Here is a 23,935-nt window from a genome sequence, read left to right as displayed (position 1 = left end):
TGGGAGACCCGGCCGGCCCGCCTGTCCGCGACGGCTAGCGCACGCCCAGGAGATCCACCACGAAGATGAGCGTCTCTCCCGGCTTGATACGGCTGCCGGCGCCGCTGTTCCCGTAACCGAGGTGCGGCGGGATGACGAGCTTGCGCCGTCCGCCCACCTTCATGCCCGCGACCCCGCGGTCCCAGCCGGCGATGACCCGGCCGCCGCCCAGCGGGAACTCGAACGCCTGGCCGCGGTTCCACGACGCGTCGAACTCCTCACCGGTCGAGAAGGCGACGCCCACGTAGTGGACGCTGACGTTCTGGCCGGGCTTGGCCTCGGGGCCGTCCCCCTCGACGATGTCGACGATCTCCAGGTCGGCGGGCGGCTCGCCCTCCGGGAAGTCGATTTCCGGCTTCTCGAGTGCCACGAAGTGCTCCTGTTGACGATGGCTGATGCTGGTGTTGACCTTGTGAACGGACAACCCGACGACTCTATGTGCTCGGGATATCGTCGACGTCCATGGCCGCCCTTTCACCCGACGGGATCCTGCTCACCGGGCGCGTCGCCGTGGTGACCGGCGCGGCGCGCGGGCTGGGCCGCGCGATCGCCGAGGCGTTCGCGGCGTTCGGCGCGGAGGTGGCGGTGTGCGACCGCGTCACGCCGCCCGGCGGCGACCTGGCGATGACGCTGGACGTGCGCGACCCGGTGTCCGCCGAGGTGTTCGCCGGCGCCGTACGTGAGCGGTGGGGGAGGGTGGACATCCTCGTCAACAACGCGGGCGGCACGTTCCACGCCCCGTTCGCCGGCACGTCCGAGCGCGGCGAGCGCACCCTCATCGAGGAGAACTTCACCCAGGTCACCGCTATGATCCGGCGGTTGCTGCCGATGATGGGCGAGGGGGCGTCGATCATCAACGTGACGTCCAGCGAGGCGCACCAGGCGGCGCCGGGATTCGCGATCTACGCGGCGATGAAGGCGGCGGTGGAGAGCCTGACCAGGTCGCTCGCCCTGGAGCTGGCGCCCCGGGGCGTCCGCGTCAACGCCATCGCCCCCGACGCCCTGCCCACGGAGGGCGAGCTGGCCATGCGCGAGACCGTCCGCACCGGCCGGCCCGGCGAGCCGGCCGGCCCCGGCACGCCGCCGTTCGAGCCCGTACGGCTGCCGCCCCTCGGCCGCCTGGGCGAGCCCGCCGACGCGGCGGCGGCCGCGGTGTTCCTGGCCGGCGACCTGTCCCGCTTCGTCACCGGCACGACGCTCCACGTGGACGGCGGCATCCACGCCGCCGGCGGCTGGCGCCGCATCGGCTGAGCCGTGGCCTGATGTCCGGTCCGCGACCTCCGCCCGGCTGTCTCCGCCCGGCTGTGGGCCGCTCGCTGCCCGCTTACGTCCTGATGCCTGTGGGCCTGGGACGGCCGAGCGCCTACCGGCTCTCGTAGAGGCGGTAGGTGGCCAGGATGTTGAGGCGGTGCAGGTCGCGGCAGAGGGCGAGCATGCCCTGCTGTGCGGCCTCCCGCGGCAACGGGTAGCGGGCGAGGGCGGCTGACAGCCCGGGGTCGAGGGCTTCGGCCCAGGGGTCGGTGCAGGCCGCGAGGGTCTCCTCCAGGCTGTGACCCGCCTCCACATTCGCCTGGACCTCGTCGTGCAGCCGCTCCAGGTAGCCGATGAGGGCGTCCACCGCCGCCGGCCCGTCGCCCATCGGGCCGTGGCCGGGGACGATGGTCTCCAGCTCGGGCAGAGCCTCGCGCATCCTGCGCAGCGAGCCCAGGTACGGCTCGGGGCCTCCCTGGAGCAGCATGTGCGCCGTGCCGGCATGGCAGAGGAAGTTGCCGGTCCAGGCGGTGCGGGCGTCGGGCACATACACGATGGTGTCGCCCGGGCCGTTGCCCGGTCCGAAGTGATGGAGCTGGACGACGCGTCCGCCCAGGTCGATCTCGGCGTAGGAGTCGAAGGTCAGATCCGGCCTGCGCCAGAAGGTGATCTCGTCAAGCAGAGCGGCGTCGCCGTACATGTTGGCCGACCGGGTCCGCTTCTCGTAGGCCAGGTCAGTCATGTTCGCCCGGTTGGCCCTGGACGAGACGATCACGACCTCGTCGGGGAACGCGGCGTTGCCGAAGGTGTGGTCGCCGTGATAAGTCGTGTTGACCAGGTAGCGTAGCGGCCGGTTGCTGAGGCCGCCGACGGCGGTCTGGATCCTGGCCGACACGTCGGCGGTGATCCCGGCGTCGATCACCAGTGCGCTGTCCCGCCCCGCGACCACCCCGTTGTTGTCCTTCGGGGGCACGTTGGCCATGAGCGCCCATACCCCCTGCGTGAGCTCGTACGGCTCCAGCTCCAGACCCACCGGTGACAGGTTCGGGCCGCCGTAGCCCTGGGGCCGCTCGGCGATCTCGCGCTCAGGAATGTGTGAGATGGACATCGTGGTTACCTTTCATCGACTGAACTGTCTCTTGAGTGAACGATCGACTGGCTGTGCGGCGGCTGATCACATGGAGGCGGCTACCGGCCGGGCGTCAGGAGCGGAGACCGCCTGCGGACGCGAGGCCGTCCAGAGCCGGTACACCAGGATCGGGCCGATGATCCAGTAGCCGAGCGAGGTGACGATGCCGGGAAAGGCGAGATCACCCGAGACCAGGTCGTAGATCGGGTGACCGATCGCATTGCCCATCGCCCCCATGATCGCGAAGAACCAGGCGATGAGCAGCGGCACCCGCCAGCCGCGGTAGATCGCGAGCGCACCCATGGCGAAGGCCGCGTACGAGATCATGTTGATCCAGACGAACAGGGGGAGTGACATGGCCTGCGCGCCGAAGACCTCGGTCGGCCAGCGCTCGTTGAACCCGTTCATGAACTCCTCTCCGAAGTGCAGGAACTGCCAGGCGAGCCCGATGAGGTAGATCGGCAGCACCCGGGAGGCGTCGGGCAGCCGGCGATTGGTGGTGGCGAGGTGGCAGCCGTAGGCGATCACCATGGCCGGGATGAAGGTCAGCCACAGGGCCGCCCCGGGCGACAGGTAGGCGAACAACGCGATCAGGGTGACGGCCATGACACCGGCGGCGGCAGTGGATCGGTGGCGTGTCATCAGTTGCTCCTCATGAGGTGAGTGGTGATGGTGTTGAGCTCGATCGGTGCGTCCTCGCCGACCACGACGGTGCCGCCGAGGCCGGCCAGGCGACGGCCGTAGGCGCAGGTGGGCGCCAGGACGAAGGTCATCCCGCGGCTGAGGGGCAGGTCGGAGCCGATGGTGGGCTGCTCGGCGAGCAGCCCGTAGCGCGCGGTCTCCGGCAGCAGGCCGAGCCTGGCGCCGGATCCGCATACCGGCCCGCACGGATTGACGGCGTGGACGAGCGGGTGCGCGTACCAGCCGCCCGTTTCCTGGAGCGGCTGCTTCATCGCGGCCACGACCTGGCCGAACGTGTGCCCCGCACGCAGGACCGCCAGCCCCGCCTCATAGGAGGCGCGGGCCGTCTTCGCCGCCGACTCCAGCTCGGGATGGATGTCTCCGACGGCGATGGCCACCCGTTGCCGGGTCTCGCGCATGCCGTATGAGCAGGAGATCTCGGCCAGGACCAGGTCGCCGTCCTCGATCACGCGCGGCGCCTGCGGCCGGTACGACCACGCGGGCGGGCCGCACGAGACGAGCTCCTTGCCCGATGCGATCGACATGCCCGGCGCCCCGGCGCCCCGGCGCATTGATTCAGCCATGCCCGCCGCGTACACCGACGCCTCGCTCACGCCAGGCCGTACCGCCCGCAGCATGGCCCCCGCCATCGCCTCGCCCATGGCGGCCGCGTGGCCGATCACCGCGAGCTCCTCGGCCGACTGGACCAGCGCGCGCGTCACGAATCCCGCGTCCAAGGACTTGAAGGTGAGCTGGGGGAGCTGCTGGAGCACCGACGCCCACAACGTGTACGGCATGAGCGGATCGGCGTGGAAGGGCGGCCAGGGCTCCAGACCGAGCACGCCGACCGCCGACCTGGTGAGCCCGTGCGCGTGCAGCACCTCGGCCACACCCTCAGCGTGCTTGGCGACGAGCACGTTCTCCGGCCTGATCCACACCGCGTCGCCGCACGCGCTCGCCTTGAGGTGGTCGCCGATGTGCGCAGGGGAGCGGACCAGCGCGAGGGGCTCGTCGGCGCGCGGAAAGACGACGATCGCGCCGGGACGGTCGTTGGTGAAGAACACATCGGGCGCCCACTCCCCCGGCCCGCTGTTGTCCCGCCCGCCGTAGACGACGAGCGCGTCGACGTTCTCGGCATCCATGAGCTCGCGGGCGAGGTCCCAGCGCCGGTCCCGTTCCGCCAGGGAATAGAGGGGAAGATCCATGCCGATGACGCTAGAGCTACGCCATCTGCCCGGAATCTGACACATGACCGGTCATCCCGACGGTGGGATACGTCACGGCATCAATAGGATCGTCCCGTGTTGTACGGGCGCGACGCCGAGATCGAACAGATAGACCGTTTGCTGGCAGAGGCCCGGGACGGCCGAAGCGGCGTCCTGGTGCTCCGTGGCGTGGCGGGAATCGGTAAGTCCGCGCTCCTCGATCACGCGGCGCGGGAGGCATCCGCCATGGGTATGCGGACGTTGCGCGGCGTGGGCATCGAGAGCGAGACCGAGCTGGTGTTCGCCGCGCTTCACCTGCTGCTGCGTTCCGGGCTCGACCGCCTCGACCGGCTCCCGGCTCCGCAGGCGGACGCGCTCAGGGGAGCCTTCGGGCTGGCCCCTTCCAGCTCGGCCGACCGCTTCCTCATCGGTCTCGGCGCTCTGACCCTGCTGTCCGAGCTCGCCGGCGACGGGCCTCTGCTGTGCCTGGTCGACGACGCCCAGTGGCTGGATCGGTCCTCGGCCGACGCGCTCGTCTTCGCCGCGAGGCGGCTGGAGGCGGAAGGGGTGGCGCTGATCCTGGCGGTGCGGGACGGCAGCCACGGATTCCGGCCGTCCGGGCTGCCCGAGACCCGGCTCGGCGGCCTCGGCCCGGAGGCTGCGGCCGCCCTGCTGGGCGAGGCCGCCGGTACGCTGGCGCCGCACGTCAGAGACCGCATCCTCGCCGAGAGCGAGGGAAACCCGCTCGCGCTCATCGAGTTGCCCGCGGCGCTCACGCTCGACCAGCGGGCCGGACACGTCGCCCCGCTGGCCTACCATCTGGGCCCGCTACCGCTCACCGGCCGGATGCAGGAGGCATTCCAGACGCAGATCCACGCCCTGCCGGAGCCTGCCCAGACCCTGCTGCTCGTGGCCGCCGCGGAGAGCACCGGCGACCTCGCCGTCATCCTCGGGGCCGCGCAGCGGATGGGTGTCGCCCCCGACGCCGTCGAGCCGGGGGAGCGGGCCGGGCTCATCCGTGTCGACGAGGGTCTCGCCTTCCGGCACCCGTTGATCAGGGCGGCCGCCTACCAGGGAGCGCCCTTCACCAGACGCCTGGCCGCGCATCGGGCCCTGGCCGCCGCCATCGGCGAGGCCGGCGACGCGCGAGCCTGGCACCTCGCCGCCGCCTGCACCGAACCCGACGAAGGTGTCGCCGTCGAGCTGGAGCACGCGGCAGAACAGGCCAGGCGCAGAAGCGGCCACGCCGCCACGGCCGCCGCCTACCGGCGCGCGGCGCAGCTCACACCCGACCCGCGGCACCGGGTACGCCGGCTGATCAGCGCCGCCGAGGCGGCGATGGACGCCGGTCAGCTTCTTCAGTCCCGCGCGCTGGCCGACCGCGCCGCCAGGCTCACCGATGATCCGCGCGAGCGCGCCAGGCTCGCAGGGGTACGCGCGGCCGTCGAATTCGAGCAGGGCTCACCGCGCGTCGCGCACGGCATCCTCACGGCCGCCGCCGCGCCCATCGCGGACGCGGACCCGACCATGGCCGCGTCCATGCTGCTCGAAGCCGTACGCGATGCCTGGTTCGCCGGCGCGCCCGAACTGGCGCGGCAGGCCGTCGATCGCGTCAACGGCCTGGCCCTGCCATCGGGGCACCCCCTCCATCCGGTCATCTCCGGGATGACCGGGCTGGCTGCCCTGCTGGCGGGCGACGCCGCCCGCGGGCTGGTCCGCATCCACGCGGCACTCGCCGACGCCAGGCGGTTCCCGCCTGCGGGACCCGGGGAGCGGCTCATCATCGCGTCGATGGCCTTCATGGTGGGCGACGACGAGACGTCCATGGATCTGGCCGCCCGCCTGGTCGACGACTGCCGGGCGCAGGCGATGATCGGCCGGCTTCCGCACGCGCTGCAGAATCTGGCCAGCAGCCAGCTGTATCTCGGCCGGTTCCGGGACGCGCAGGCGTCGGCCGCCGAAGCCGTGCGCATCGCCGAAGACACAGGGCAGCATCATCGGGTCGATCACCTCCAGGGCGTACTCGCCTGGCTCGCCGCCGTCTCCGGCGACGATCTGACCTGCGAGCAACTCACGCGCCGCGTCCGTGCTCACGCCACCGACCACGGCAACGTGTCGAGCCTCGCCTGGGCGGTCTGGGCGGAGGGCCTGCTCGCCCTCGGGCAGGGCAGGACTCAGGCAGCATGGGACCTGTTGGAGGCGGGCATCACCGGCACGGTCCGCCACCAGCTCACGCCCACCCTCTTCGTGCCGGACCTGGTGGAAGCGGCGGTCCGGTGCGAGCAGGCCGAACGGGCTCGGGCGCCGCTCGCCAGGTTCGAGGAATGGGCCACCGCCACCAGGCAGCCCTGGGCACGCGCGGTCGCTCTGCGCTGCAGGGCGCTGACCGCCGTGGGGGAAGAGGAGACGGAAAGCCGCTACGCGGAGGCCATCAGCCTGCACCTGAACGGAGGACGGCCGTTCGAGGAAGCTCGCACCAGACTCCTGTTCGGCGAATGGCTGCGCAGAGGCCGGCGCAAGGCCGACGCCAGGATCCATCTCAGGCAGGCGCTGGAAACATTCGAACGCGCCGGCGCCGGCCCCTGGGCGACCCGTGCCCGCGCCGAGCTGCGTGCCACGGGAGAGGCGGTCAGCGACGTGCGGGCGACGGGCCCGGCCGGCCTGCTGACTCCGCAGGAGCTGCAGATCGTACGGCTGGCCGCGCGGGGCGCCACGAATCGCGACATCGGCGCGCAGCTCTTCCTGAGCCCGCGCACTGTGGGCTACCACCTGCACAAGGCATTTCCCAAGCTCGGCGTCGCCTCCAGAACCCAGCTCGGTCAGTTCGACCTCGGCGACCAAGACTGCTGATCGCTCGACGGATCTCTCCGGCCCCGCGGTGGCGGGATCAGGTCCGTGACCACGACACCGGTCGCGGGCCTCGGCGCGGAGCCGAGGCCCGCGAAGATCACCAGCTCTGGTGCAGCGGCATGCCCTCCGCGTAGCCGGACGAGCCCTGGATGCCCACCACGGCCCGTTCGTGGAACTCCTCCAGCGTCGTGGCCCCCGCGTACGTGCACGCGGACCGCAGCCCCGCCACGATCGCGTCCACCTGGTCCTCCACGCTCGGCCGGCGCGGGTCCAGGTACATGCGCGAGGTGGAGATGCCCTCCTCGAACAGCGCCTTCCTGGCCCGGTCGAACGGGCTGTCCTCGGCCGTGCGCAGCCGCACGGCGCGGGCGGAGGCCATGCCGAAGTTCTCCTTGTACTTGCGCCCGTCGGCGTCGGTGCGCGTGTCCCCGGGCGACTCGTACGTGCCGGCGAACCACGAGCCGATCATCACGTTGGCCGCGCCGGCGGCCAGGGCGAGGGCCACGTCGCGCGGGTGGCGCACGCCGCCGTCGGCCCACACGTGGCGGCCGAGCCGGCGCGCCTCGGTGGAGCATTCGAGCACCGCCGAGAACTGCGGCCGGCCGACGCCGGTCATCATCCGGGTCGTGCACATGGCGCCCGGCCCGACGCCCACCTTGAGGATGTCGGCCCCGGCCTCGACGAGGTCGCGCACGCCCTCGGCCGTCACGACGTTGCCGGCGGCCACGGGCACGCCCGGGTCGAGGGCCCGCACGGCCCGCAGCGCGGAGATCATCTTGTCCTGGTGGCCGTGGGCGGTGTCCACGACCAGGCAGTCGATCCCGGCCTCCATCAGCTCCTTGGCCCTGGCGGCGACGTCGCCGTTGACGCCCACGGCGGCGGCCACGCGCAGCCGGCCGGAGGCGTCCAGCGCGGGCTTGTAGAGCGTGGCGCGCAGGGCGCCCGTGCGGGTCAGGATGCCGAGGAGCCGGCCGTCGCCGTCCACGATGGGGGCCAGCCGGTGGCGGCCCTCGTGCAGCCGCTCGAACGCGGCGCGCGGCTCCAGCCCGGCGGGCAGCGTCAGCAGCTCGCTCGACATCACCTGCGCGAGCTGCGTGTACATGTCGACGCCCTGGCAGTCGGCGTCGGTGACCACGCCGACCGGGCGGTTGTCCCAGTCGACGACGATGACCGCGCCGTGCGCCCGCTTGGGCAGCAGTTGCAGCGCCTCCCCGACGGTGTCGTGCGGGGTGAGCGTGAGCGGCGTGTCGTGCACGAGGTCGCGCTTCTTCACCCAGTCGACGACGTCCGCGACGACGTCGATGGGGATGTCCTGCGGGATCACCGCGACGCCGCCGCGCCGCGCGATGGTCTCGGCCATCCGGCGGCCCGCGACGGCGGTCATGTTGGCGACGACGATCGGGATGGTCGTGCCCGTGCCGTCGGAGGTCGACAGGTCGACCCCGAGCCGGGATCCGACCGATGAGCGCGACGGAACCATGAACACGTCGCTGTAGGTGAGGTCGTGGTGCGGCTCGATGCCGTTGAGAAATCTCACGTTCGTCCATCTTATGCGGTGACAGGGCCTTCCAGGGGTTTTCCCCGTTCGCGGGGGGCTTATGATCGGCCCGGACACCCGAGGGGGAGGAGGGTCCCAGTGGAGATAACGGACCGCGACGAGCTGATCGTCGTCGGCTTCGCCATCCGCACCACGAACGCCGACGAGATGGACCCGGCGAGGGCGAGCCTGCCCGCGCTGTGGAGGCGGGCCGGCGCGCCGGGGGCGTTCGCGCACGTGCCCGGACGGATCGACGAGAACCTGTACGCCGTGCTCACCGACTACGAGAGCGATCACAACGGGGCCTACACGCAGATCGTGGGCACCGGCGTCCGCACGGTGGTGCGGCTGCCCGAGGGCATGGTCGCGGTGCGCGTGCCGGCGGCGAAGTCGCTGCGCTTCGAGGCGCGCGGGCCGATGCCGCAGGCGATCGTGGAGGCGTGGCAGCGGGTGTGGGCGCACACCGACTCGGGGGCGGCCCCGGCCCGGGCGTTCACGACGGACCTGGAGGTCCACCACCCGGAGGGGGCCGACCTCTACATCTCGATCTAGCCAAGGGCCGGGGGTCAGGCCAGGACGCCCTGGGCACGCAGCTTGGCGGCGGTCTCGGCCGGGATGCCCCACGACGACAGGTCTTCCAGCCGGGTCGCCGGCGACAGGTCCGGCTCCGGCGCGCCGAGCAGGCGGGGCGCGGGCACGGGCTGGACGACCCCGTTGGCCTCGGTGAACGTGCCGCGTGCCACGTTGTGCGGGTGCCCGGCCGCCTCCGCCATCGACAGCACCGGCGACACGCAGGCGTCCGACCCCGCGAAGACGGCCTCCCACTCCGCCCGCGTCCGCCTGCGGAACTCCGCGGCCAGCCGGGCCCTGAGCGCCGGCCACTGGGCCCGGTCGCCGCGGTCCGGCAGGTCCGGGGCACCGGCGAGGCCCATGCGGGTCAGCAGCTCCTCCCAGAACTTGGACTCCAGGGCCCCCACCGCGAGATGGCCTCCGTCGGCCGTCTCGTACGTGTCGTACATGGGGGCGCCGGTGTCGATCAGGTTGGTGCCGCGCGGCCCCCAGGAGCCGCTCTGCGCGGCGTTGTAGAACATCGCGAACAGCAGCGCGGCCCCGTCCACCATGGCGGCGTCGATCACCCGCCCCTTGCCGGTGCGCTGCCGCTCGACCAGGGCGAGCAGGATGCCGTAGGCGAGCATGAGGCCCCCGCCCGCGAAGTCCCCGAGGATGTTGACCGGCGGCGTCGGCGGCTGGTCCGCGCGGCCGAGCTGCGACAGCACGCCGGCGATGGCGATGTAGTCGATGTCGTGCCCGGCGGTCGCGGCCAGGGGGCCGTCCTGGCCCCAGCCGGTCATCCGGCCGTAGACGAGCCGCTCGTTGACGGCGTGCAGGTCGGCGGGGCCGATGCCGAGCCGCTCGGCGACGCCGGGCCGGAACACCTCGATGACGGCGTCCGCGCCCCGGGCCAGCTCCTTGAGCGCGGCCACGCCCTCGGGCGACTTGAGGTCCAGCCCGATCGTGCGCTTGCCGCGGTCCATGACGTCGGCGCGCGGGAGGTCCGAGACGGCGGCCACCCGGTCGATCCGCAGCACCTCGGCGCCGTGGTCGGCGAGCATCATGCCGGCGAACGGCCCGGGGGCGAGCCCGGCGAGCTCCAGCACGCGCACACCCGCGAGCGGTCCCTGACGGCCTTCGGACATGGGACTCTCCTCCATGGGCGCGGCCGCGCCCGACGTCTGCGGAACACCCCAGTAGAACAACATTCGGCGAGCTGTCGCAAGCCACCTTTCCGACCTTCCGACGAAGCAAGGTCAGGTATGGGAAACTTGCCCACTGATCGGGTGGTCTACAGGGGTAGGACATGGTTTCGGAAAGCACGCCGCTGATCGCCAGGCGTTACCAGTTACTCCGCGAGCTGGGCCGCGGCGGCATGGGAGTCGTCTGGGAGGGTCGCGACACGCTGCTCAACCGGCAGATCGCGATCAAGGAAGTGCTGCTGCCCGACGGGCTGTCGCGCGCCGACCAGGAGCGTCAGCTCCTCAGGACGGCCCGGGAGGCCCGGACCGCGGCGCGGCTCAACCACCCGTCGGTCGTCGCGGTCTACGACGTCGTCGAGGAGGACGGCCGCCCCTGGATCATCATGGAGCTGGTCCGCCATCCCTCGGTCGAGCAGGTCGTCGCCACCACGGGCGCGCTGCCCATCCGGCAGGCGGCCGACGTGGGCCGGCAGGTGCTGTCCGCCCTGCGCGCCGCGCACGAGGCCGGGATCCTGCACCGCGACGTCAAGCCGAGCAACATCCTGCTCGCCGACGACGGCCGCGCCGTGCTCACCGACTTCGGCATCGCCACGGCCGAGGGCGACTCCTCGTTGACCAGCACCGGCATGGTCACCGGGTCGCCGAGCTTCCTCGCGCCGGAGCGGGTGCGCGCCGCCGAGGCCGGGCCGCCCTCCGACCTGTGGTCGCTCGGCGCGACGCTGTACGCCACACTCGTGGGCCGCTCGCCGTTCGAGCGGGGCGAGCCGATGGCCACGCTCAACGCCCTGCTCAACGAGGAGCCCGACTACCGCCGCATCCCGCCGGCGATGCACCCGGTCCTCAAGGGCCTGCTGCGCAAGGAGCCGCACGAGCGGATGGGCGCCGAGGAGGCCGACCGGCTGCTCGCCGAGGTCGTCAACCTGCGTCCCGCCGGGGCGGACATGGACGTCCCGGACGAGGCCGTGCCCCGCCGCTCCAGCCGCACGCTGCTGGCCGCGGCCGCCGCCGCGGTGCTGGTCCTCGCGGGCGGCACGGTCGCCTACCTCAACCTCGTACCCCCCGCCGAGGGCACCTCCGACATCGCCCAGCGCGCCGCCACCAGCCCCCTGCCGAGCGCGACCGCCACCGCGACCGCGTCCACACCCACCCCGAGCGCCACCCCCAGCGCCACGCCCACGCCGTCCCCCACCCGCACCGCGCCCGTCACGCGGGCCTGGACCTCGCCCGAGGGCTGGTCGATCGCCCGCCCGGTCGGCTGGAGGGGCGCGCGCAAGGAGGCCCTCACCGAGTGGACCCGGCGCGACGGGGCCGCGCACCTCGCCGTCGAGACCGTCTACGTCCAGCGCGACGCCGGCCAGCTCATCCAGGACGCCGAGGAGATACTCCGGCAGAGCGCACCGGACGTGCGGGCCGCCGGCCGCCGGGCCGTCCTGCACCACGGCGTCAGGGCCGTCGAGTCGCAGTTCGTCTACACGGCGGGCCCCACATCCGACATGCCGTGGGCCCGGGAGGGCGTGCGGTACCGGGAGCTGCGGCGGGCGGTCACCGCCGGCGACACCACCTACATCCTGTCGTGGACGACCGCCGAGGCCCAGTGGGCCCGCAACGCCGGGCTGATGCGGCAGGTGATCGGCAGCTTTACCGTGGGGGCATGACGCCCTGGAACCTCCTCGCCCTGCCCCCGCTCCCCGAGGACGCGCTGCGCGGCCTGATGGCCCCGCTGGGCGGGCGGGTGGAGCTGCGGGTGCCCGCCTCCCGTGACCGCGCGGCGCTGCTGGCCGCCCTGCCGGAGGCCGAGATCGTCGTCGGCGACTGGACGGCGGAGCTGGCGCTCGACGCGGAGGCGGTCGCGGCGGCGCCCCGGCTGGCGTTCGTGCAGCAGCCGTCCGTCGGGGTCGACGGCCACGACGCGGCCGCGCTGGCCGCCGCGGGCGTCCCCCTGGCCAACACCGCGGGCGTCAGCGCCGTGGCCGTCGCCGAATGGTGCGTCGCCGCCGCGCTCGCCCTGGTGCGGCGGCTGGCCGAGGCCGACGCCGCCGTCCGTGCGGGCGGCTGGCCCCAGCAGTCGCTCCAGCCGGGCGAGCTGTGCGGCAGGCGGGTCGGCATCGTGGGGTTCGGCCCGATCGGGGCGGCCTGCGCCCGGCTGTTCCGGGCCTTCGGCTGCGAGGTGTCGTACTGGACGCGCACGCCCCGCGACGAGCCCGGCCACGTGGACCTGCGGACGCTGGTGGCCGGCTCCGACGTGCTCGTCGTGGTCATCGCGCTCGCCGAGGAGACGCGCGGCCTCGTCGACGCCCGGCGCATGAAGCCCGGCGCCCTGCTGGTCAACGCGGCCCGCGGCGGCGTCGTCGACCAGGACGCGCTGGCCGGGGCGCTGCGCGACGGGCACCTCGGCGGTGCGGCCCTCGACGTGTTCGAGACCGAGCCGCTGCCCGCCGGCGACCCGCTGCGCGAGCTGCCCCGGGTCCTGCTGTCGCCGCACGTCGCCGGCGTCACCCCCGGGTCCACCGGCCGCCTGCTGGAGGCCGTCCTCGCCAACCTCACGGCCGCCCTCGACGGCCATCCGGTGACGAACGTGCTGAACGGTGTTTCCCCGACGATCAGCAGGAAGCTCGGTCATTAGCCCCGAATATCGGCGATTCACCTGGTGCGATGAACAGTTTTCGAGTCTTTAACGACCCCGGTCTGTTCGAGATCCAAGGCGAGAGATACTTTCTTACGGACGATCTCTACCAGCTCAAAGGGGGTGCTTGAGGTGACGACGACGATGTCGACACACCGACGGGCAGTAGAGCAGATCCAGCGGTCCTACGCGGAGATCCCCGGCGGTGCGGCGCCCCGGCTGGCCAAGGCCACCTCCAACCTCTTCAGGTTCCGCGACTCGGAGAAGACGGCCAAGCTGTCCGCGCGCGACCTGGACGAGGTCATCAGCGTCGACCCGGAGACGATGACGGCCGAGGTCCAGGGCATGACCACGTACGAGCACCTGGTCGACGCCACGCTCCCGCACGGCCTCATGCCGTACGTCGTGCCGCAGCTCAAGACCATCACGCTCGGCGGCGCGGTCACCGGCCTCGGCATCGAGTCCACCAGCTTCCGCGACGGGCTGCCGCACGAGTCGGTCGAGGAGCTGGAGATCCTCACCGGCGACGGGCGCGTCGTCGTGGCCCGCGACGACAACGAGCACCGCGACCTGTTCCGCTCCTTCCCGAACTCCTACGGCACGCTCGGCTACGCGCTGCGCATCAAGATCAGGCTCAAGCCGGTCCAGCCGTACGTCCGCCTCACGCACGTGCCGTTCACCGACGCGGACAAGTGCATGCTCGCCATGCAGGAGATCTGCGAGAGCATGGAGCACGAGGGGGAGCCGGTCGACTTCGTCGACGGCGTGTTCTTCACCCCGCAGGAGATGTACATCACGCTCGGCCGCTTCGCCGAGCGCGCCCCGTACGTCTCCGACTACACCGGGATGCGCATCTACTATCAGTCGATCCGCAACCGCCAGCGTGACTGGCTGACGATCCGCGACTACTTGTGGCGCTGGGACACCGACTGGTTCTGGTGCTCGCGCGCCTTCGGCGTGCAGCAGCCCGTCGTGCGCTCGCTCATGCCGCGCCGCTGGATGCGCTCCGACGTCTACCGCAGGCTCGTCGCGCTCGACCGCCGGTACGGCGTGACCGCGCGGATCGACCGCTGGGCCGGCCGGCCCGTGCAGGAGTCGGTCATCCAGGACGTCGAGGTGCCGGCCGAGCGGGGCGCCGAGTTCCTCGACTTCTTCTACGACCAGGTCGGCATGACGCCGGTCTGGATGTGCCCCTTGCGGGCCTCGTCCCGCTGGCCCCTCTACCCCCTGGAGCCGGGCCGGCTGTACGTGAACTTCGGGTTCTGGGGGATGGTTCCGCTGCCGCGGGGACGGTTCGACGGCTACTACAACCGGCTCATCGAGAGCTCCGTGCACGAACTCGACGGGCACAAGTCGCTCTATTCGACGTCCTTCTACGCCCGCGAGCAGTTCTGGGAGTTGTACAACGGCAGCGCGTACTGGCCGGTCAAACGGGAATACGACCGGGACGGGCGCCTGCTGGACCTGTACGACAAGTGTGTGCGGGGAAGGTGAGAGATGGCTCTTGCAAGCATCTTCGAGAAGATCGTCGGCTCCGAGGCGAAGATCGCCTTCCGGGCGTACGACGGGAGCAAGGCGGGGCCGGACGGGGCCGACCTCTGCCTGGAGGTCAAGTCCCCGATCGCGGTGGCCTACCTCGCGCAGGCGCCGGGCGAGCTGGGCCTGGCCAGGGCCTACGTGTCGGGGCACCTGGACCTCCACGGCGACATGTACACCCTGCTCGATCGCATGTGGAACATCACGACCAACGACCTGACCACGCCCGAGAAGATCGCCGCGGTCCGGGCGCTGGGCGTCAAGCCGTTGCTCATGCGGGTGCCGCCGCCCCCGCAGGAGATGCGGCAGAGCAGGCTGGCCCGGCTGGGCTCGCGTCACGCCAAGCAGCGCGACGCCGAGGCCATCCACCACCACTACGACGTCTCCAACCGCTTCTACGAGTGGGTGCTCGGCCCGTCCATGGCCTACACCTGCGCCGTGTTCCCCGGCGACTCCTCCTCCCTTGAGGAGGCGCAGTACGCCAAGTTCGACCTGGTGGCTCGCAAGCTCGGCCTCCAGCCGGGCATGCGGCTGCTCGACGTCGGCTGCGGCTGGGGCGGCATGGTCATGCACGCCGCCAAGCACTACGGGGTCAAGGCCCTCGGCGTGACGCTCAGCAAGCAGCAGGCCGAGTGGGCGCAGCGGGCCATCGCCGAGGCGGGGCTGCAGGACCTGTGCGAGGTCCGTCACATGGACTACCGCGACGTCAGCGAGAGCGGCTTCGACGCGGTCAGCTCCATCGGCCTGACCGAGCACATCGGCAAGGACAACGTCCCGGCCTACTTCGAGTTCCTGTACAGCAAGCTCAAGCCGGGCGGCCGGCTGCTCAACCACTGCATCACCCGGCCGACGGGCGCGGAGAAGACCTTCAACAAGGGCGGCTTCATCAACCGCTACGTCTTCCCTGACGGCGAGCTGGAGTCGGTCGGCTGGCTGATCCGGCAGATGGAGGACCTCGGCTTCGAGATCCGCCACGAGGAGAACCTGCGCGAGCACTACGCCAAGACGCTGCGCCACTGGTGCGACAACCTCGACGCCAACTGGGCCGACGCGGTCGAGGAGGTCGGCATGGGCACCGCCCGGGTGTGGGCGCTGTACATGGCGGGCTGCATCGTCGGCTTCGAGCGCAACAAGGTCCAGCTCCACCAGGTGCTGGGGGTCAAGCTGGACAAGGACGGCCGCTCCGGCGTGCCGCTGCGCCCGGCCCGCGACTGGCCCTGATCCGGCGCGGTGCATCAGGGGCGCGGAGCCGCACGGCTCCGCGCCCCCGCGCGTCTCAGAGGCGCAGGTGCCGGGTGTCCACCCGATGTCCCGCGCCTTCGAGGACGGCCACGGCCTCCCCGGCCCTCGGCTCGGGAACGAGCACGAGGTCGGCGTGGAAGGTGGAGGCGACGAAGACCGGGATCTCCGCGCCGGCCAAGGGCCCCACGACCGCCGCCAGCATGCCGGGGACGTCGAGGTCGTGGGCGCTCGCGGCGCCGTACAGGCCGATCCAGCGCTCACCCGAGCCCGACGGCCAGGCCTCGCGGACGACGGTCAGCCCCTCGGGGGCGCGGACCAGCGCGATCCACTCGTCGTCCTCGGGGAAGGTCGCGTGCGGCAGGTGCTCCACGGCGAACGCGGACGGGACGACGCTGAGGCGCTGGGCGGTGGGTGACGACATGGCACGTGTCTACCACGGCGAGATCACCCGCTAGGGTGTTGGACTCCTGTCGACCGTTGTGGAGGACCTTTGTCCGAGATGTCGTCATTCATGACCAGGAGAGGGCTGCTGGTGGGCGGCGCCGGGGCCGCCGTCACCGCGCTGCTGAGCGGCAGGGCCGCCGAGGCCACCGCGGGGGCCGCGGGCCGGTTCGACCTGGCGGCGCCCGCCACGAGCCTGATCTGGAAGAAGGCGCTGTACGACGAGACGGTCCTGCAGTCGTTCGCCTTCGACAACGCCCACGGCCACATCTACGCGGTGCAGGTCAAGAACGGGGGCGGCAGTTCGGCGGCCGGACACCTCTGCCTGACCAGGCTCAGCCTCGGCGGCGCGGTGCTCGGGCACATGTACCTCATGGGTTTCGGCCACGGCGTGCAGATCGGCGTGGAGCCATCGGGCGGATCGGCCTACCTGTGGACCGAGACCGGCGCGGTCGCCGACGGGGCCAACGCCTGGGGCAACCGGCTCGCCAGATTCGCCTTCGCCTCCGGCCGGACGATCACCCCGACGTCCGCCGGCGTGACGCGGTACGCGCCCGTCACCGGCGCGACCAACACCACCTGCGCCATCGACCCCTCCACCGGCCGGCTCGTCATGCGTTACCGGAAGAACGGCGGCTTCCGCTACGCCGTCTTCCCGCTCCAGGCGGTCAAGTCCGGCTCGCGGACCCCCGTGCACGACATCGCCCAGCCGGCCGGCCTCGGCACCTTCCAGGGGTACGCGGCCCACGGCGACTACCTCTACCTGCTGGACGGCGACGCCTACGGCCCGGCCAACCCGGCTCCGGGCAACACCTACGCCACCTGCGTCGACCTGCGTACCGGCCGCACGGTGCAGCGGGCGCTGACCCAGGCCGGCAAGTCGCTGGACTACCGTGAGCCGGAGGGCATGGCGATCCAGATCGCCTCGGGCCGGCCCCGGCTCTGTCTCGGCCTGGCCTCGGGCGCCGCCGGGGCCAGGAAGGCGAGCATCTTCTACAAGACCGCCCTGGTGTGAGGAGCGGCTGGTGTGAGGAGCGGCTGGTGTGAGGGGCGGCTGGGTGAGGGGCGGCGTCAGCGCAGCTCGCGCTTGAGGATCTTCCCGGTGGCCGTCATGGGCAGCGTGTCCCTGAACTCCACGATGCGCGGGTACTTGTAGCCGGCCATGTTCGCCCGGCACCAGGCGATCAGCTCGTCCTCGGTGACCGTCGCGTCCGGGGTGCGGATGACGTACGCCTTGACCTCCTCGCCGTGCGACTCGTGGGGCACGCCCACGACCGCCGCCAGCGAGACCGCCTCGTGCGTCAGCAGCACCTCCTCCAGCTCCCTCGGGTAGACGTTGAAGCCGCCTCGGATGATCATGTCCTTGGCCCGGTCGATGATCGCGTAGTAGCCGTCGGCGTCGCGGGTGGCGATGTCGCCGGTTCGGAACCAGCCGTCGCGCAGCACCTCGGCCGTCGCCTCCGGCCGGCCGTGGTAGCCCTTCATGACGTTGTGACCGCGGATCGCGATCTCGCCGGGACCCTCGTCCTCGACCGTCTTCCACTCACTGTCGACGAGCCGCATCTCCACCCCCCAGATCGGGGTGCCGACCGTCCCGACCTTGGCCGGGCGGCCCGGCTGGTTGAAGCTGGCCACGGGCGAGGTCTCCGACAGGCCGTACCCCTCCAGGATGCCGACGCCGAAGGTGCGCTCGAAGTCCCTCAGCACCTCCACCGGCGAGGAGGAGCCGCCCGCCACCGCCGTCCGCAGCCGGCCCGGCACCTCGCCGCCGTTGGCGTGGAAGGTGGTGAGCAGCGCCCAGTACATCGTCGGCACGCCCGCGAAGAAGGTGACGCCCTCCCGGCGCATGAGCTCCAGCGCCTCGCCCGGCTCGAAGCGCGGCATGAGCACCACCGCCGCGCGCCGCCGGAAGCCGACGTTCATGACCACCGTCTGGCCGAAGGAGTGGAACAGCGGCAGCACCGCGAGGTACACGTCGCCCTCGGCCTCGCGCTCGAACATCTGGTCGCACACCATGGCGTTCATCAGCATGTTCTGGTGGCTGAGCTCGGCGCCCTTGGGCTGCCCGGTGGTGCCCGAGGTGTAGAGGATCACCGCGGTGTCGTCGGGGGAGGTCGCCGCGGTCTCGAACGTGCCGGCCATCCCGTCGAGGGCCGCCCAGATCGACTCGCCGTACGGCGACTCGGTGGCGAGCGGGGTGGCGGGCAGCGCGAAGAAGTGCTCGCAGCCCTCGGCGGCCTCGAACCCGGCCCGGCCCCGCTCGCCGAGCGGCAGCTCGGGCGTGCCCTCGAAGCAGAACAGCGCCCTGGCGTCGCTGTCGTCGAGGTGGTAGGCGATCTCCCGGTCCTGGAGCAGCACGTTCAGCGGCACGACGGCGGCCCCGGCCTTGAGGATGCCGAAGTAGACGAACGGGAAGTACGGCAGGTTGGGGCAGGCCAGCGCGACCTTGTCCCCGCGGCCGATGCCGCGTGACACCAGCAGGTTGGCGACCTGGTTGGCGATCGTCTCGACCATCGAGTAGGGCAGGCGCATGTCGCCGAAGACCAGGGCGGTGCCGTCCGGGTTGTTCCTGGCGCTGTCCTCGAGCACGACCGACAGGTTGAGCATGTCGCCTTCCTCCCTCTACGCGGCCTACGCGACGTCGCGGCCATCTTCGCAGGGCGGCATACCGACCGGTAGGTAACGCGGGTCACAAGTGGATATGGACGCCCCCGGTCGCCTGGAGTAAGCAGGTACCACGTCATTCACCCCTGCGGAGGAACCATGGAGTACGACTACGTCATCGTCGGTGCGGGGTCGGCGGGATGCGTGCTGGCCGGCCGGTTGACGGCCGATCCGGGGGTGAGCGTGGCGCTGGTCGAGGCGGGCGGCCCGGACGACAAGCTGGAGATTCGCATGCCGGCGGCCTTCGCGAAGCTGTTCAAGACCGCCTACGACTGGAACTACTCCACCGCCAAGCAGCCCGAGATGTCCGGCCGCGAGCTGTACTGGCCGAGGGGCAGGGTGCTCGGCGGGTCGTCGTCGATCAACGCGCAGATGTGGGTGCGCGGCGGCCGGCTCGACTACGACCAGTGGGGGGTGCCCGGCTGGTCGTACGACGACGTCCTGCCGTACTTCCATCGGGCCGAGCACCGCGTCGGCGGCAACGAGGGCGGCGTGTACGGCACCGGCGGCCCCCTGTACGTCTCCGAGCTGCGCAGTCCCAACGTCACCACGGCCGCCTTCCTCGGGGCCTGCGAGGAGCTGGGCCTGACCAGGCTGCCCGAGGTGAACGGCCCCTCCAGCGAGGGCTACGGCCCCACCCCCGTCACCCAGCGCCGGGGCCGCCGGTGGAGCGCCGCCGACGCCTACCTGCGCCCCGCGCTCAAACGGCCCAACCTGATCGTCATCACGGGCGCGACCGTGGACCGGGTGGTGTTCGACGGCGTGCGCGCCATCGGGATCGAGCACGACGGCGGCGCGCAGGTCCGGGCCCGTCGCGAGGTCATCCTGGCCGCGGGCACGATCGGCTCGCCGTACCTGCTCATGCGCTCGGGGGTGGGCGCGGCCGGCGAGCTGCGCGAGGCCGGCGTGACCGTGGTGCGCGACCTGCCGGAGGTCGGCAAGAACCTCCAGGACCACCTGTCGTCCGGGGTGTTCGTCCGGTGCCGGCAGCCGGTGACGCTCACCAGGGCCGAGTCCGTCGGCAACCTGCTGCGCTACCTCGTGCTGCGCTCCGGCATGCTCACCACGAACGTGGGCGAGGCGGTGGCGTTCGTGCGGACCTCGCCGGAGGAGCCGGCGCCGGACATCGAGCTGATCTTCGCGCCGGGGCCGTTCGTCGACCACGGCCTCACCCCGCCGACCGGCCACGCCATGACCGTCGGCGTGGTGCTGCTCCAGCCCGAGAGCCGCGGCCGCGTCGGGCTCAACGGGCACGACGTGGTCATCGACCCCGGCTACCTGGCCAAGGAGGCCGACGTCAGGCGGCTCGTCGCCGGGTTGAGGACGGCCAAGCAGATCTTCGCCACCACCGCCATGCGCCCGTACGCCGACGGGCCGATGCCGCCCTACGACGGCCCGGAGAGCGACGAGGAGCTCGCCCAGTGGGTGCGCGAGCGCGGCGAGACGCTCTACCACCCGGTGGGCACCTGCCGGATGGGCGCGGACGAGACGTCGGTGGTGGACCCCGAGCTGAGGGTGCGCGGCGTCGAGGGGCTCCGCGTGGCCGACGCCTCGATCATGCCGTCGCTCAATCGCGGCCACACCCACGCTCCCGCCATAATGATCGGGGAGAAGGCCGCGGATCTGATCCTGGCGGGTCCGGCCTGACCGAACGCCTTGACGTAAGTGACCACTTGCACAAGGCTTTGCGGTTATGACGATCTCCGCCGACATGGACCTGTCGCAGATGCCGTTCTGGGCACTGCCCCAGGCCCACCGCCAGGAGACCTTCCGGCGGATGCGCGCGCTCGACCGGCCCGTGTTCGTGCCGGAGCAGCCGCTGCCGTTCATCAAGAGCGGCGCCGGATACTACGCGCTCGTCCGGCACGCCGACGTGGTGGAGGCCAGCCGCACCCCCGAGGTGTTCAGCAGCGAGCCCTGCTCCAACAGCATTCCGGACATGCCCCGCTGGCTGGCCGTCTACTTCGGCTCGATGATCAACATGGACGACCCGAAGCACGCCCGGCTGCGCCGCATCGTCTCCCGCGCCTTCACCCCCCGCGTCCTGGCCAAGATGGAGGAGGACCTGGAGCGGGCCGCCGCCGAGATCGTCGACCAGGCGGTCAAGGAGGGGCCGAGCGACTTCGTCACCCAGGTCGCCGCCAGGCTCCCGGTCCGCGTCATCTGCGACATGATGGGCGTCCCGCCGCAGCTGCACGACCTGGTCCTGCGCCGCACCAACGTCATCCTGGGCAACGCCGACCCCGAGTACAGCGGCGTCGGACCCCAGCTCAGCCGCGTCAACGTGGCGCGCGGGCTGGCCCGGCTCATCCACGCCGGCTACTCGCTGAACCGGCTGGCCGCCCGCCTCGGCGACGAGCGGCGCAAGCGGCCGACCGGCGACCTGGTCAGCCTGCTCGTCAACGGCGAGGAGCGGCTCAGCTCCCAGGAGCTGGGCTCGTTCTTCATCCTGCTCGTGGTGGCCGGCAGCGAGACCACCCGCAACGCCATCACGCACGGGCTCAAGCTCCTCACCGACCACCCCGACCAGCGGCGGCTGCTGACCGAGAACTTCGAGGGCCTCATCGGCAGGGCGTGTGACGAGATCATCCGCTACTCCACGCCGGTGATCCAGTTCCGCCGCACGGTCACGCGCGAGCACGTCATGAACGGCATGCGCTACCGCGAGGGCGACAAGGTGCTGCTGTTCTACAACTCCGCCAACCGCGACGAGGCCGTCTTCCGCGACCCCGACGCCTTCGACATCACCCGCGACCCCAACCCGCACGTCGGGTTCGGCGGGCCCGGCCCGCACCACTGCCTGGGCGCCCACCTCGCCCGCCGGGAGATGACCGTGATGTTCCGGGAGCTGTTCACCCGGCTGCCCGACCTCAGGGCCGTGGGCGAGCCCGACCATCTGCTGTCCAACTTCATCAACGGCATCAAGCACCTGCGGTACGCCTACTGAGCGCGCCCGCCCGGCATTCTCGGGTGGGCAAGCGGGTGCTAGGTTTCGCAGTCATGGAGATCAGGACAATCCACGCCAACGGGGTGGAGTTCGCGTATCTTGCCGTGGGGGAGGGGCCGCTGGCGCTGTGCCTGCACGGGTTCCCCGACACCGCGCACACCTGGCGGCACCTCATGCCGGCGCTGGCCGGCCGCGGCTACCGGGCGGTGGCGCCGTTCATGCGCGGCTACGCGCCGACCGAGATCCCGGCCGACGGGGCCTACGAGGGCGCGGCGCTGGCCGCCGACGTGGCCGCCCTGCACGAGGAGCTCGGCGGGGGCGACGACGCCGTGGTCGTCGGGCACGACTGGGGCGCCTTCCCCGTGTACGGGCTGGGCGGGCGCTTCCGCCGGTCCGTGACCCTGGCGGTCCCGCCGCCCGGCGCGATGCTCACCTCGTTCTTCTCGTACGAGCAGCTCAAGCGCTCCTTCTACGTCTTCCTCTTCCAGACGGGGCTGGCCGAGACCGCCGCCGCCGAGCCGGGCTTCCTGGAGGGGTTGTGGGCGGACTGGTCGCCCGGGTACGACGCGCGGCGCGACCTTGAGTTCGTCCACCGCAGCCTCGGCCGGCCGGGCAACCTGGCGGCGGCCATCGGGTACTACCGGGCCATGCTCGGCACCACTCCGCCCTCGGGCCGTCACCCGGACCCCGAGCCCACGACGGGGCCGATCCTCTACCTGCACGGGAGCGGGGACGGCTGCCTCGGGGCCGGTGTGGTCAAGGACGCGCCGGACCACCTGCCGGCGGGCTCCCGGGCCGAGGAGGTGGCCGGGGCCGGCCACTTCCTCCACCTGGAGCGCCCGGAGGAGGTCAACCGCCTCATCCTGGACTGGCTCGGCCCCGCCTCCTGACGAGGCTCGCCTCAGCGGCGCCGGTTCGCCACGCTGAGCACGGCGAGGGCCGGGGGCCTGCCGGACAGGGAGACCTCGATCACCCGCTCGACCCGGAAGCCCCCCGGCACCCCGTCCCCCAGCGCCCCCGCCAGCCCCCCGGGGGCCAGCACGCGGCGGCCCTCCCGCCACAGCAGCCCGCCATCACGCGCCAGCAGCCCGGCGGCGGCGACCTGGCGGCCCCACGGCGGGTTCACCAGCACACGATCCACGCTCCGAGAGGGCAGCGGCAGCCGTCCCGCGTCGGCGACGGCCAGCGCCGCCCGCACTCCGGCGCGCGCCGTGTTCGCGGCGGCGGCCCGCACGGACACGGGGGAGCGGTCGGCCCCGGCCAGGCGCGCGTGCGGCGCGAGCAGCCCGGCCTCGGTCAGCGTCGTGCCCGCCCCGCAGCACGGGTCCAGCACCACCGGCCCGCCCCCGCGCGCTGCTCCTCCGGCGGGTGGCCGGCCGAGGCCCGCGAGGACGGCCATGGCGGCGGCCAGCGGCGGGTGCAGGGTGCCGGGGATCGAGTCCACCTTGTACGGCCGGCGGTGCAGCGGCCGCTCGCCCAGCCGTACGGCGATGACCGCCTGGTCGCCCTCGATGGTCACCCGCCACGGCACCGCGCCCGGAGGCGGCGCCACGCCGCCCGCCCGCGAGTGGTACGGCACCCCGAGCGCCCGCGACAGACCGGCCCCGACGGCGTCCTCGACGTCGAAGCGACTGTAGGAGCGCCGCCCCACGAACGTCGCCGACACCTCCAGACCGCCCGGCGCGTCCAGGCCGTCCGGCGTGCCAGGCTGCGCGGCCTGCCGGCGAGTCCTCGGCGGCGCGGCCGCCCGGCGGAATTTCAGCGGCGTCTCCGCGTCGGCGTCGGCGGCGGCCCGGCGCAGGCGGGCCAGCGCGGCGCGCCCCGGCCCCACCCCGTCCACGACGGCCGCCGCCAGCAGCACGTCGTCGGCCGTCCGCAACCCGAGCAACCCACCCGACCCGGGTCCCGGCTCGGCCACCTCGAACCACACCTCGCGGTGGCGCAGTCTCCGGACGACACCCAATTCCATGATCTCCGCGGCCACCAGGGGCTCGATGCCACGCACCGCCCTGGCCACGGCGAAAGCACGCACGTGT

Annotated in this window: 20 protein-coding genes; 11 read left to right on the top strand and 9 right to left on the bottom strand. The window is 72.3% G+C overall.

What is annotated here, in order from left to right:
* Positions 1 to 34 precede the first annotated feature (34 nt).
* A complete protein-coding gene (locus MTP10_RS22865; RefSeq protein ID WP_310711622.1) occupies positions 35 to 409 on the bottom strand; it encodes an FKBP-type peptidyl-prolyl cis-trans isomerase in 375 nt (124 codons plus the stop codon).
* Between the two features lie 92 nt (positions 410 to 501).
* Here MTP10_RS22865 and MTP10_RS22860 point away from each other — a divergent pair, with 92 nt between their 5' ends.
* Entirely contained in the window at positions 502 to 1,290 is a 789-nt protein-coding gene (locus MTP10_RS22860) for an SDR family oxidoreductase (RefSeq protein ID WP_310711621.1), read from the top strand.
* A gap of 112 nt (positions 1,291 to 1,402) precedes the next feature.
* Here the strand turns inward: MTP10_RS22860 and MTP10_RS22855 are convergent, their stop codons facing one another.
* The 3 genes from MTP10_RS22855 to MTP10_RS22845 all read right to left on the bottom strand — a co-directional run bounded on the left by MTP10_RS22855 (position 1,403) and on the right by MTP10_RS22845 (position 4,305).
* Positions 1,403 to 2,398, bottom strand: a complete 996-nt coding sequence (locus tag MTP10_RS22855) for an MBL fold metallo-hydrolase (protein ID WP_310711620.1) — start codon at positions 2,396 to 2,398, stop codon at positions 1,403 to 1,405.
* Positions 2,399 to 2,464: 66 nt separating this feature from the next.
* Positions 2,465 to 3,061, bottom strand: coding sequence for a hypothetical protein (locus MTP10_RS22850; protein ID WP_310711618.1), 597 nt, complete (start codon positions 3,059 to 3,061; stop codon positions 2,465 to 2,467).
* On the bottom strand, positions 3,061 to 4,305 hold the full coding sequence (locus MTP10_RS22845) for a M24 family metallopeptidase (protein WP_310711617.1): 1,245 nt from the start codon (positions 4,303 to 4,305) through the stop codon (positions 3,061 to 3,063). Before MTP10_RS22845 ends, MTP10_RS22850 begins: the two co-directional genes overlap by 1 nt.
* Positions 4,306 to 4,401: 96 nt before the next feature.
* On the opposite strand from MTP10_RS22845, the gene MTP10_RS22840 reads away from it, so the two are divergent.
* Positions 4,402 to 7,155, top strand: coding sequence for an AAA family ATPase (locus MTP10_RS22840; protein ID WP_310711616.1), 2,754 nt, complete (start codon positions 4,402 to 4,404; stop codon positions 7,153 to 7,155).
* Positions 7,156 to 7,252: 97 nt separating this feature from the next.
* On the opposite strand, the gene MTP10_RS22835 is transcribed toward MTP10_RS22840, so the two are convergent.
* Positions 7,253 to 8,692, bottom strand: a complete 1,440-nt coding sequence (locus MTP10_RS22835) for a GuaB1 family IMP dehydrogenase-related protein (protein WP_310711615.1) — start codon at positions 8,690 to 8,692, stop codon at positions 7,253 to 7,255.
* Between the two features lie 99 nt (positions 8,693 to 8,791).
* On the opposite strand from MTP10_RS22835, the gene MTP10_RS22830 reads away from it, so the two are divergent.
* Entirely contained in the window at positions 8,792 to 9,244 is a 453-nt protein-coding gene (locus MTP10_RS22830; protein WP_310711613.1) for a GyrI-like domain-containing protein, read from the top strand.
* 14 nt (positions 9,245 to 9,258) lie between these two features.
* On the opposite strand, the gene MTP10_RS22825 is transcribed toward MTP10_RS22830, so the two are convergent.
* Positions 9,259 to 10,389 carry a CaiB/BaiF CoA-transferase family protein gene (locus tag MTP10_RS22825; protein WP_310711612.1) on the bottom strand — a complete coding sequence of 377 codons (1,131 nt, stop codon included), beginning with the start codon at positions 10,387 to 10,389 and terminating at the stop codon, positions 9,259 to 9,261.
* A 161-nt stretch (positions 10,390 to 10,550) separates the two neighbouring features.
* Here MTP10_RS22825 and MTP10_RS22820 point away from each other — a divergent pair, with 161 nt between their 5' ends.
* The 4 genes from MTP10_RS22820 (at position 10,551) to MTP10_RS22805 (ending at position 15,826) form a co-directional block, all read left to right on the top strand.
* A complete protein-coding gene (locus MTP10_RS22820) occupies positions 10,551 to 12,101 on the top strand; it encodes a serine/threonine-protein kinase (protein ID WP_310711611.1) in 1,551 nt (516 codons plus the stop codon).
* The gene (locus tag MTP10_RS22815; protein WP_310711610.1) at positions 12,098 to 13,069 is read left to right on the top strand and encodes an NAD(P)-dependent oxidoreductase; all 972 of its coding nucleotides are present in this window, start codon (positions 12,098 to 12,100) and stop codon (positions 13,067 to 13,069) included. The genes MTP10_RS22820 and MTP10_RS22815 overlap by 4 nt, the downstream gene beginning before the upstream one ends.
* Before the next feature lie 144 nt (positions 13,070 to 13,213).
* Positions 13,214 to 14,563, top strand: a complete 1,350-nt coding sequence (locus MTP10_RS22810; RefSeq protein WP_310711609.1) for an FAD-binding oxidoreductase — start codon at positions 13,214 to 13,216, stop codon at positions 14,561 to 14,563.
* Positions 14,564 to 14,566: 3 nt separating this feature from the next.
* Positions 14,567 to 15,826, top strand: a complete 1,260-nt coding sequence (locus MTP10_RS22805) for a cyclopropane-fatty-acyl-phospholipid synthase family protein (protein WP_310711608.1) — start codon at positions 14,567 to 14,569, stop codon at positions 15,824 to 15,826.
* Positions 15,827 to 15,881: 55 nt separating this feature from the next.
* Here the strand turns inward: MTP10_RS22805 and MTP10_RS22800 are convergent, their stop codons facing one another.
* A complete protein-coding gene (locus MTP10_RS22800; RefSeq protein WP_310711606.1) occupies positions 15,882 to 16,268 on the bottom strand; it encodes an ACT domain-containing protein in 387 nt (128 codons plus the stop codon).
* Between the two features lie 90 nt (positions 16,269 to 16,358).
* Here MTP10_RS22800 and MTP10_RS22795 point away from each other — a divergent pair, with 90 nt between their 5' ends.
* Positions 16,359 to 17,303 (top strand): teichoic acid biosynthesis protein C, encoded by a 945-nt coding sequence (locus tag MTP10_RS22795; protein ID WP_310711605.1) that lies wholly within the window; start codon positions 16,359 to 16,361, stop codon positions 17,301 to 17,303.
* A gap of 56 nt (positions 17,304 to 17,359) precedes the next feature.
* Here the strand turns inward: MTP10_RS22795 and MTP10_RS22790 are convergent, their stop codons facing one another.
* On the bottom strand, positions 17,360 to 18,895 hold the full coding sequence (locus MTP10_RS22790; protein WP_310711604.1) for a long-chain fatty acid--CoA ligase: 1,536 nt from the start codon (positions 18,893 to 18,895) through the stop codon (positions 17,360 to 17,362).
* A 156-nt stretch (positions 18,896 to 19,051) separates the two neighbouring features.
* Here MTP10_RS22790 and MTP10_RS22785 point away from each other — a divergent pair, with 156 nt between their 5' ends.
* From MTP10_RS22785 to MTP10_RS22775, 3 genes are read left to right on the top strand one after another with little or no spacing between them, the layout of a single operon-like run.
* The gene (locus tag MTP10_RS22785; protein ID WP_310711603.1) at positions 19,052 to 20,599 is read left to right on the top strand and encodes a GMC family oxidoreductase N-terminal domain-containing protein; all 1,548 of its coding nucleotides are present in this window, start codon (positions 19,052 to 19,054) and stop codon (positions 20,597 to 20,599) included.
* Positions 20,600 to 20,645: 46 nt separating this feature from the next.
* The gene (locus MTP10_RS22780; protein WP_310711602.1) at positions 20,646 to 21,899 is read left to right on the top strand and encodes a cytochrome P450; all 1,254 of its coding nucleotides are present in this window, start codon (positions 20,646 to 20,648) and stop codon (positions 21,897 to 21,899) included.
* A gap of 53 nt (positions 21,900 to 21,952) precedes the next feature.
* The gene (locus MTP10_RS22775; RefSeq protein WP_310711600.1) at positions 21,953 to 22,789 is read left to right on the top strand and encodes an alpha/beta hydrolase; all 837 of its coding nucleotides are present in this window, start codon (positions 21,953 to 21,955) and stop codon (positions 22,787 to 22,789) included.
* Positions 22,790 to 22,800: 11 nt separating this feature from the next.
* Here the strand turns inward: MTP10_RS22775 and MTP10_RS22770 are convergent, their stop codons facing one another.
* On the bottom strand, positions 22,801 to 23,931 hold the full coding sequence (locus MTP10_RS22770) for a methyltransferase domain-containing protein (RefSeq protein WP_310711599.1): 1,131 nt from the start codon (positions 23,929 to 23,931) through the stop codon (positions 22,801 to 22,803).
* Between the last annotated feature and the right edge of the window lie 4 nt (positions 23,932 to 23,935).

The sequence above is a fragment of the Nonomuraea sp. 3-1Str genome, assembly GCF_031570565.1.
Taxonomy (GTDB): domain Bacteria; phylum Actinomycetota; class Actinomycetes; order Streptosporangiales; family Streptosporangiaceae; genus Nonomuraea.
This window is presented reverse-complemented; position numbering and strand designations above follow the sequence as displayed.

Coding starts and splice junctions, on each gene's coding strand:
- MTP10_RS22860 (WP_310711621.1), top strand. CDS start 502: ATGGCCGCCCTTTCACCCGACGGGATCCTGCTCACCGGGCGCGTCGCC.
- MTP10_RS22855 (WP_310711620.1), bottom strand. CDS start 2,398: ATGTCCATCTCACACATTCCTGAGCGCGAGATCGCCGAGCGGCCCCAG.
- MTP10_RS22850 (WP_310711618.1), bottom strand. CDS start 3,061: ATGACACGCCACCGATCCACTGCCGCCGCCGGTGTCATGGCCGTCACC.
- MTP10_RS22845 (WP_310711617.1), bottom strand. CDS start 4,305: ATGGATCTTCCCCTCTATTCCCTGGCGGAACGGGACCGGCGCTGGGAC.
- MTP10_RS22825 (WP_310711612.1), bottom strand. CDS start 10,389: ATGTCCGAAGGCCGTCAGGGACCGCTCGCGGGTGTGCGCGTGCTGGAG.
- MTP10_RS22820 (WP_310711611.1), top strand. CDS start 10,551: ATGGTTTCGGAAAGCACGCCGCTGATCGCCAGGCGTTACCAGTTACTC.
- MTP10_RS22815 (WP_310711610.1), top strand. CDS start 12,098: ATGACGCCCTGGAACCTCCTCGCCCTGCCCCCGCTCCCCGAGGACGCG.
- MTP10_RS22810 (WP_310711609.1), top strand. CDS start 13,214: ATGTCGACACACCGACGGGCAGTAGAGCAGATCCAGCGGTCCTACGCG.
- MTP10_RS22805 (WP_310711608.1), top strand. CDS start 14,567: ATGGCTCTTGCAAGCATCTTCGAGAAGATCGTCGGCTCCGAGGCGAAG.
- MTP10_RS22800 (WP_310711606.1), bottom strand. CDS start 16,268: ATGTCGTCACCCACCGCCCAGCGCCTCAGCGTCGTCCCGTCCGCGTTC.
- MTP10_RS22795 (WP_310711605.1), top strand. CDS start 16,359: ATGACCAGGAGAGGGCTGCTGGTGGGCGGCGCCGGGGCCGCCGTCACC.
- MTP10_RS22790 (WP_310711604.1), bottom strand. CDS start 18,895: ATGCTCAACCTGTCGGTCGTGCTCGAGGACAGCGCCAGGAACAACCCG.
- MTP10_RS22785 (WP_310711603.1), top strand. CDS start 19,052: ATGGAGTACGACTACGTCATCGTCGGTGCGGGGTCGGCGGGATGCGTG.
- MTP10_RS22780 (WP_310711602.1), top strand. CDS start 20,646: ATGACGATCTCCGCCGACATGGACCTGTCGCAGATGCCGTTCTGGGCA.
- MTP10_RS22775 (WP_310711600.1), top strand. CDS start 21,953: ATGGAGATCAGGACAATCCACGCCAACGGGGTGGAGTTCGCGTATCTT.